At 68.9% G+C, this 9,057-nt stretch carries 6 protein-coding genes; 5 read left to right on the forward strand and 1 reads right to left on the reverse strand.

Going from position 1 to position 9,057, the window contains the following annotated elements; genetic code table 11:
- A partial coding sequence (locus tag FV222_RS10945) for a PepSY domain-containing protein (protein WP_147814265.1) occupies window positions 1-752 on the reverse strand: 752 nt, incomplete at its 3' end.
- A 757-nt stretch (window positions 753-1,509) separates the two neighbouring features.
- On the opposite strand from FV222_RS10945, the gene gltB reads away from it, so the two are divergent.
- The 5 genes from gltB to FV222_RS10970 all read left to right on the forward strand — a co-directional run bounded on the left by gltB (window position 1,510) and on the right by FV222_RS10970 (window position 8,950).
- The gene (gltB, locus tag FV222_RS10950; RefSeq protein ID WP_147763338.1) at window positions 1,510-6,210 is read left to right on the forward strand and encodes a glutamate synthase large subunit; all 4,701 of its coding nucleotides are present in this window, start codon (window positions 1,510-1,512) and stop codon (window positions 6,208-6,210) included.
- Window positions 6,211-6,294: 84 nt separating this feature from the next.
- The gene (locus FV222_RS10955) at window positions 6,295-6,531 is read left to right on the forward strand and encodes a BrnT family toxin (protein ID WP_246685417.1); all 237 of its coding nucleotides are present in this window, start codon (window positions 6,295-6,297) and stop codon (window positions 6,529-6,531) included.
- The gene (locus FV222_RS10960) at window positions 6,473-6,763 is read left to right on the forward strand and encodes a BrnA antitoxin family protein (protein ID WP_210246517.1); all 291 of its coding nucleotides are present in this window, start codon (window positions 6,473-6,475) and stop codon (window positions 6,761-6,763) included. The genes FV222_RS10955 and FV222_RS10960 overlap by 59 nt, the downstream gene beginning before the upstream one ends.
- Before the next feature lie 93 nt (window positions 6,764-6,856).
- Window positions 6,857-7,468: a glutathione S-transferase family protein gene (locus FV222_RS10965; RefSeq protein WP_147763354.1), complete on the forward strand. Its 612-nt coding sequence runs from the start codon at window positions 6,857-6,859 to the stop codon at window positions 7,466-7,468.
- 48 nt (window positions 7,469-7,516) lie between these two features.
- Window positions 7,517-8,950 (forward strand): glutamate synthase subunit beta, encoded by a 1,434-nt coding sequence (locus tag FV222_RS10970; RefSeq protein ID WP_147763337.1) that lies wholly within the window; start codon window positions 7,517-7,519, stop codon window positions 8,948-8,950.
- Window positions 8,951-9,057 lie beyond the last annotated feature (107 nt).

Consider the following 9,057-nt stretch of genomic DNA (forward strand, 5'->3'; position numbering starts at 1 on the left):
GCCGCCTTCGGCGGCTCCGCCGTCGCGACGGGCGCTTCCGGCTTCGGCTCGGGTTTGGCGGCCTCCACCGGGCGCAGCTTCGGCACCTCGGGAACGGTGCGCGCCTGCGCTCTGCCTTCCGGGTTCTTGCCGTCGAGCGTCTTCCCGTCGAGCGTCCTACCGTCCGGCCCCCGGGTCGGGTTGCCGGTGCGTGCGAGCCGGCGCGGCGCCTCGACCGGCCCGCGGCGATCCGGGTTGATCCCGTGCGGGTTCGGCTCTGCAGGCATGCGGCCGTAGGCGTCTGGTCCGCCCTCGGGCCGTACGAAGTCTGCGTCCGGCACAGGTCGGCGCGGGGGCACGCCGCGGCTCTCCGGCATCGGGATGTCGCCTGGCGGAAGAAGTCGCTCGGCCTGCCGCATCGGGCTCCGCGGCATCGCGTCCTCCTCGGTCCAGCCGTAGCCGGGGGCCGGGCGAGCGATCACCACCGGGCCGTCGTCGAGGCGCTGGCGGCCGAGGATCGCACCGTCTCGCGCGTCGACGAACAGGCGCACGCGGGCGCCGTTCGGGTTGAACGCCTCGACGACGTAGGCGCGGCCGTCGAAGTGCGGCCGGCTGATGCCGCTGAAGCCGCGCTCGCCCAGGCGCCAGGCTACCGCGCGGGGCGGCATGATCGCGTCGTCGAAGGCGTATTGCGCCTGCGCCGCGCCGGTGGCGCCGATCAGCAGGGCGCAGGCCGAGAGGCTCACGCGAAGACGACGATGGAATGGGTTCACGGCTGACATCCGGGTCACGCTCTCACAAATCGCCCGACCTCCTGCGGCGCTCGCCCCGCGCCGGGGAGTTTCGTCGAGGCCCGCCGACGATCCGGAGCGGGCCCCGCGCCGAAGGACCGCGTCCCGCGTGTCCTTCGGCCATTCCGGCAGGGTCGTTGCCCCGCATGCCGCTTGTGCTCGGCGTACGCCATTGACCGGACGATTCGGGCGCAATTGCGGGAGAATGCGGGCGCCAAGCGGCCGATTCCCGATGCAGTTCGACGGCGTTCGGTCGCTCCTGGCGCTGGGATCGAGCAGGGAAGGCGTGGGATGCGGCATCAAAACGCCGCTTTTGCCGGTGTGTGGGCCTTGCTGGAATATTTGAAATCTGCCAGTTTGCAGCGTTAGGACAGTATGACTGTCCCATTTCCGGTGGGCGCGCGCGATGGACGCCGCGCAGCGGGACCTAAGGGTCCGGGGTAGAGGGTTTCGGCACGTGATCATCGTGACGTCGAAACGAGATCTCAAGCCGGTCGCCGTCGAGGCGATCCGGGCCCACGCCGGCTGACATCGGGCCGGTGCGAGCCCGCGGGTTGCGGGCGCTTCCTCCACCGAGGACCCTCCCGAGACCCGACGAGACAAGATGACTGGCCCGGCCTCGCTTGAGTGTCGGGCATGAAACGTGCTCGCGTCGGCGGGCATGGACGTTCGGACGGGTCTGGTCGAACTTTTCGAACTTTCGGGGATGGTGGGCATGGCGGCTTTCGGGAATGCGGACATGACCGTGAGCGGAAACCTCGACGCGGACACCGCGCCGGCTTCGCGCGACGGCGTCGCGCCGCTCGTGGTGCGCGATCCGGCGATGCCGGTCGCCCAGGGTGCCTACGATCCGCGCAACGAGAAGGACGGCTGCGGCGTCGGCTTCGTCGCCGACATGCACGACCGGCGCACCCATGCCATCGTCGAGCAGGGCCTGAAGATCCTGGAGAACCTCGACCATCGCGGCGCGGTCGGCGCCGACCCGAAGATGGGCGACGGTTGCGGCATCCTCACGCAGATCCCGCACGCCTTCTTCGCCGAGGAGTGCTCGCGGCTCGGCTTCGAGCTGCCGCCGGCCGGCGACTACGCCATCGCGCAGCTGTTCATGCCGAAGGCCGAGGAGTCGCGCGCGATCATCGAATCCATCGTCGAGCAGTCGCTCGCCGCCGAGGGGCTTCCCCTGCTCGGCTGGCGCGACGTGCCGGTCGATCCCGAGGACCTCGGCGTCGCCGTGAAGGCGACCGAGCCGCATCACCGCCAGCTCTTCATCGGCCGCCCGGCCTCCGCGGCCGACGGCGACGCGTTCGAGCGGCGGATCTACGTCGCCCGTAAGGTGATTTCCGGCCGCGTCTACGGCCTGAAGGACCCGCGGGTGATGGAGTTCTATCCCGTCTCCGTGTCGAGCCGGACCATCGTCTACAAGGGCATGGTGCTGGTGAACCAGCTCGGGAACTACTTCCTCGACCTGAAGGACGAGCGCTTCGTCTCGGCGATCGCCCTCGTGCACCAGCGCTTCGCCACCAACACCTTCCCGACCTGGCGCCTGTCGCACCCCTACCGGATGGTCGCGCACAACGGCGAGATCAACACGCTGCGCGGCAACGTGAACTGGATGGCCGCCCGCCAGGCGAGCGTCGATTCGGACCTGTTCGGCAACGACATCTCGAAGCTGTGGCCGATCTCCTACGAGGGCCAGTCCGACACCGCGTGCTTCGACAACGCGCTCGAGTTCCTCGTCATGGGCGGCTACCCGCTCGCCCACGCGATGATGATGCTCATCCCCGAGGCCTGGGCCGGCAACCCGCTGATGAGCGAGGAGCGGCGGGCCTTCTACGAGTACCACGCCGCGCTGATGGAGCCGTGGGACGGCCCGGCGGCGGTCGCCTTCACCGACGGCCGCCAGATCGGCGCGACCCTCGACCGCAACGGACTGCGCCCCGCCCGCTACATCGTCACCGACGACGGCCTCGTCGTGCTCGCCTCAGAAATGGGCGTGCTGCCGATCCCGGATGAGAAGATCGTCCAGTCCTGGCGCCTGCAGCCGGGCCGGATGCTTCTGATCGACCTGGAGAAGGGCCGCATCGTCGACGACGAGGAGATCAAGGGCGAGCTCGCGGCCGCGCACCCCTACGCCGACTGGGTGAAGAACACCCAGATCGTGCTGGAGGATCTCAAGCCCGTCACCGCTCGCGAGAGCCGCACCGACGTGTCGCTGCTCGATCGCCAGCAGGCGTTCGGCTACAGCCAGGAAGACCTCAAGCTGCTCATGGCGCCGATGGCCGTGACCGGCCAGGAGGCGGTCGGCTCCATGGGCACCGACACGCCGCTCTCGGCTTTGTCCGACAAGTCGAAGTCGCTCTACACCTACTTCAAGCAGAACTTCGCGCAGGTCACCAACCCGCCGATCGACCCGATCCGCGAGGAGGCCGTGATGAGCCTCGTCTCGTTCATCGGCCCGCGCCCGAACCTGCTCGACATGGAAGGCGCCTCCCGCCGCAAGCGCCTGGAAGTCCGCCAACCGATCCTGACCAACACGGACCTCGAGAAGATCCGCTCGATCGGCCATTTCGAGGACCGCTTCGACACAAAGACCCTCGACATCACCTATCCGGCCGAGACCGGCGCGGCGGCGATGAACGGCGCGCTCGACCGGCTCTGCGACCGCGCGGAAGTCGCGGTGCGCGGCGGCTACAACATCATCGTCCTGTCCGACCGCGCGGTCGGCCCCGATCGTATCCCGATCCCGGCGCTGCTCGCGACGGCGGCCGTGCACAACTACCTGATCCGCAAGGGGCTTCGCACCTCGGTCGGCCTCGTGGTCGAATCGGGCGAGCCGCGCGAGATCCATCACTTCGCCTGCCTGGCCGGCTACGGCGCCGAGGCGATCAACCCGTATCTCGCCTTCGAGACGCTGGTGGCGATGAAGCACGAGTTCCCGCCGGACCTCTTGGATGAGGAGATCATCTACCGCTACATCAAGTCGATCGATAAGGGCCTGCTGAAGGTCATGTCGAAGATGGGCATCTCGACCTACCAGTCCTATTGCGGCGCGCAGATCTTCGACGCGATCGGGCTGAACTCGGCCTTCGTCGCGCGCGACTTCTTCGGCACGGCGACGATGGTCGAGGGCGTCGGCATGGCCGAGATCGCCGAGGAGACCGTGCGCCGCCACGCCGACGCGTTCGGCGACGCGCCGATCTATCGCAACGCCCTCGACGTCGGCGGCGAGTACGCCTACCGGCTGCGCGGCGAGGCCCACACCTGGACCCCCGACACGGTCGCGACGCTGCAGCATGCGGTGCGTCTCGGCGTGCCCGAGCGCTACCGCGAATACGCCCGGCTGGTGAACGACCAGGAGCAGCAGCTCAAGACCCTGCGCGGCCTGTTCCGGATCAAGCTCGCCCCCGAGATCGGGCGCGAGCCGGTGGCGCTGGAGAGCGTCGAGCCGGCCTCCGAGATCGTCAAGCGCTTCGCCACCGGCGCGATGTCCTACGGCTCGATCTCGAAGGAGGCGCACGAGACGCTGGCCATCGCCCTGAACTCCTTCGGCGGACGCTCGAACTCGGGCGAGGGCGGCGAGGAGGTCGAGCGCTTCAAGCCGCTGCCGGACGGGCGCTCGCGCCGCTCGGCGATCAAGCAGGTCGCGTCGGGGCGCTTCGGCGTCACCACCGAGTACCTCGTCAACGCCGACATGATGCAGATCAAGGTCGCTCAGGGCGCCAAGCCCGGCGAGGGCGGCCAGCTGCCCGGCCACAAGGTCGACGCCAAGATCGCGAAGGTCCGCTACGCCACCCCGGGCGTCGGCCTGATCTCGCCGCCGCCGCACCACGACATCTACTCGATCGAGGATCTGGCGCAGCTGATCTACGACCTGAAGAACGTGAACCCGGCGGCCGACGTGTCGGTGAAGCTCGTCTCCGAGGTCGGCGTCGGCACGGTCGCCACCGGCGTCGCCAAGGCGCGGGCCGACCACATCACCATCTCGGGCTTCGACGGCGGCACCGGCGCGGCGCCGCTGACCTCGCTGAAGCACGCCGGCGGTCCGTGGGAAACGGGGCTGGCCGAGACGCAGCAGACGCTGGTGATGAACCACCTGCGCGGCCGCGTCGCGCTGCAGGCCGACGGCGGCATCCGCACCGGCCGCGACGTGCTGATCGCGGCGCTCCTCGGCGCCGACCAGTTCGGCTTCTCCACCGCGCCGCTGATCGCGGCCGGCTGCATCATGATGCGCAAGTGCCACCTCAACACCTGCCCGGTCGGCGTCGCGACGCAGGACCCGGTTCTGCGCAAGCGCTTCAAAGGCACGCCCGAGCACGTGGTGAACTACTTCTTCTACGTCGCCGAGGAGCTGCGCGAGCTGATGGCGGCGATGGGCTTCACCAAGCTCGAAGACCTCGTCGGCCGCTCGGACTTCCTCGACAAGGTCGAGGCGATCCAGCACTGGAAGGCGCGTGGACTCGACTTCTCGAAGTTGTTCCACCGGCCCGACGTCGGGCCGGACGTGGCGATCCGCTGGGTCGAGACGCAGAAGCACCCGATCGACGACGTCCTCGACCGGCGCCTGATCGCCGGCGCGCAGAACGCGATCGACACCGGCGAGCCGGTGGTCCTCCACGACGTGATCCGCAACTCCGACCGGACGGCGGGCGCGATGCTGTCGGGCGCCGTCGCCAAGGCGCACGGCCACGAAGGCCTGCCCGACGACACCATCGTGGTGAAGCTCGCCGGCACCGCCGGACAGAGCTTCGGCGCCTGGGTCGCGGCCGGCGTGACGATCGAGCTCACCGGCCACGGCAACGACTACGTCGGCAAGGGCCTGTCGGGCGGCAAGCTGATCATCCGGCCGAGCGATTCGCTCAAGGCGCCCGCCGACAGGACGATCATGGTCGGCAACACCGTGCTCTACGGCGCCATCGCCGGCGAGTGCTACATCCGCGGCTCGGCCGGCGAGCGCTTCGCCGTGCGCAACTCCGGCGCGATCACCGTGGTCGAGGGCATGGGCGACCATGGCTGCGAGTACATGACCGGCGGCGTCGTCGTGTCGATCGGCGAGACCGGGCGCAACTTCGCGGCCGGCATGTCCGGCGGCATCGCCTACGTGCTCGACGAGGACGGATCGTTCTCGGCCCGCTGCAACCTCTCGATGGTCGACCTCGAACCCGTCGAGGAGGAAGACGACCTGATGCGCCGCTTCCACCAGGACGGCGACCTCGAGACCAAGGGCCGCGTCGACATCCTCGCAGACATGTCGGGGCATGACGAGGAGCGCCTGTCGCAGCTCATCACCAACCACCTGAAGTACACGGGCAGCCCGCGCGCCAAGGCGATCCTCGAGGATTGGGCGGGCTACCGCACCAAGTTCGTCAAGGTGATGCCGGTGGAGTACCGCCGGGCGCTCCGCGAGATGGAGATGGCGCGGATGCCGGTGGCGGCGGAGTAAGGACCGTCGCTCTCTCGGTGAGAGACGCCCCTGCGCGTCGTCTACGATGACGAGCAGCGCGCGCACGCGTTGCGTGAGCGCGGGTTGGATTTCGCTCGATGTGGGCAAGTCTTCAACGGGACCGAAGCGACGCGTGAGGACGTGCGGTTCGGTTATAGGGAGACACGGTGGATAACAGTCGGTCTCCTCGACGGCCGAATGGTCATCGTGGTCTGGACGGAACGGGACGGCGATCGACGGATCATCAGCTTGAGGAAGGCCAATGAACGAGAGCAGGCGCAATTCGGCGGCCGCACCCGATCAACCGATGTTTCCCGATGAGATCGGCTGGGATCCCGACGACGCACCGGAGCTGGATGCTGCTTGGTTCGAACAAGCGGATATTCGGGTCGGCGGTCGCTTGGTCGAACGTGGTCATCGCCCTGGTGAGACGGAGCGACTTGTCCTCCCGACGAACCTCGTCGAACGGTTCCGGAGCGGTGGTCCGGACTGGCAGATCCGCATCGAGACCGCGCTGAAGGAATGGCTGAACGAACACCCCGGCCGGCTTTGAAGTCGGTCGGCCATGAAGGAAGACGCCGCCGACGATGGACAGCGCGAGGGGAGGCGCATGACGGATACGTTCTCGACGACGCCGCCCGCCGCCATGCGGATCTACGGCGACCTCACCTCGGGCAACTGCCTGAAGATCAAGATCGTCGCCGATGTTCTCGGCCTCGCCTACGAATGGGTCCAGGTCGATGCGCTGAAGGGCGAGACGCGGACGCCTGCGTATCTCGCCCTGTTCCCGGCCGGGCAGATCCCGGGGGTGGTGTTCGACGACGGGCGGCGCCTCGCCCAGTCGAACGCCATCATGCGGTATCTCGCCCGCGAGAGCGCGCTGCTTCCGGGCGACCCGTTCGCGGCGGCGACCGTCGACCAGTGGCTGTTCTGGGAGCAGTACAGCCACGAGCCGACCATCGCGGTCTGCCGCGTTGAGATGACGTTTCGCGGCGTGCCGCGCGAGGGGCGCGATCCGGGCCGGGTCGCGCGCGGCGAGGCGGCGCTCGACCTGATGGAGCGGCACCTCGCGGAAAGCGAATGGTTCGTCGGCGACGACGTGACCATCGCCGACGTCGCCCTGTTCGCCTACACCCAGTGGGCCGACGAGGGTGGATTCGACTTGGCGGGGAGGCCCGCGATCCGGGGTTGGCTCGACCGATGCAGGGTCGCGTTCCGGCTCGAACCCGACGCTATCGCCGCTGCCGCCGGTCGCTGACCGGAAAGCTGCGACACCGATTTTTCGCTACCGACGCTGAGTACACCGATGGGCAAGATCACCGGCTTCCTCGAATTCGACCGGCAGGACCAGAAGTACCAGCTCGCGGCCGACCGCGTGCGGCACTTCCGCGAGTTCACCCTGCCGCTCGACGAGCACGACCTGAAGAAGCAGGCGGCGCGCTGCATGGATTGCGGCATCCCGTTCTGCCATGGGCCGACCGGCTGCCCGGTGCACAACCAGATTCCCGATTGGAACGACCTCGTCTTCCAGTCGGATTGGGAGGAGGCGGCGCGCAACCTCCACTCCACCAACAACTTCCCGGAGTTCACCGGCCGCATCTGCCCGGCGCCGTGCGAGGAGGCGTGCACGCTGAACCTCGAGAACCAGCCGGTGGCGATCAAGACGATCGAGCAGGCCATCGCCGACCGGGCCTGGAACATGGGCTGGGTGAAGCCGGAGCCGTCGTCGATCCGCACCGGCAAGAAGGTGGCGGTGATCGGTTCGGGTCCGGCCGGCCTCGCGGCGGCGCAGCAGCTCGCCCGCGTCGGGCACGCGGTCCACGTCTACGAGCGCGAGCCGAAGGCCGGCGGTCTGCTCCGCTACGGCATCCCCGACTTCAAGATGGAGAAGCGCCACATCGATCGGCGCGTGAAGCAGATGGAAGCCGAAGGCGTGGTCTTCCACTACAACCAGAACGTCGGCGTGACGAAGCCGGTCGAGGAGCTGACCGCCGAGTACGATGCTGTGCTGTTCTCCGGCGGCGCCGAGGACCCGCGCAACCCGCAGCTGCCGGGGCAGGAGCTCGAGGGCGTGCACTACGCGATGCCCTACCTGATCCAGTCGAACCGGCGGGTCGGCGCCGAGCCGATGCGCGGCAACGGCGAGGCGCCGATCCTGGCGTCGGGCAAGAACGTGGTGGTGATCGGCGGCGGTGACACCGCGTCCGACTGCGTCGGCACCGCGTTCCGTCAGGGCGCCCTGTCGGTGACGCAGCTCGACATCCGCCCGCGGCCGCCCGAGCGCGAGGACAAGCTCTCGGTCTGGCCGTACTGGCCGACCAAGATGCGGACCTCGTCGAGCCAGGCCGAGGGCGCCGAGCGCGAGTTCCAGGCGGCCACCCTCCGGCTCGAAGGCAACAAGAAGGGGCGTCTCACCGGGGTCGTCTGCGCCCGCGTCGACGCCAAGCGCCAGCCCATCGAGGGCTCGGAATTCGTCCTGCCGGCCGACCTCGTGTTCATGGCGATCGGATTCGCCGGCTCGATCCAGAAGGGGCTTCTGGAGCAGTCCGGCATCACGGTCGACAAGCGCGGCAACGTCACGGCGAACGAGGAGGATTACCGCACCTCCGATCCGAAGATCTGGGCGGCCGGCGACATGCGCCGCGGCCAGTCCCTGGTCGTGTGGGCGATCCGCGAGGGCCGGCAGGCCGCCCGCTCGATCGACGAGACGCTGATGGGCGCCTCGATCCTGCCGCGCTGAGTCTCTGCCGGGCGTTCAGCCCGGGGGCCAGCGGAAGTCGTCGGCTCGTCCGGGCTGCGGCAGCGGCGCCGCGCCGCGTTGGAGCGCGCGTTCGACGGTGCCGGTTG

This window comes from Methylobacterium sp. WL103 (genome assembly GCF_008039885.1).
GTDB lineage: Bacteria > Pseudomonadota > Alphaproteobacteria > Rhizobiales > Beijerinckiaceae > Methylobacterium > Methylobacterium cerastii.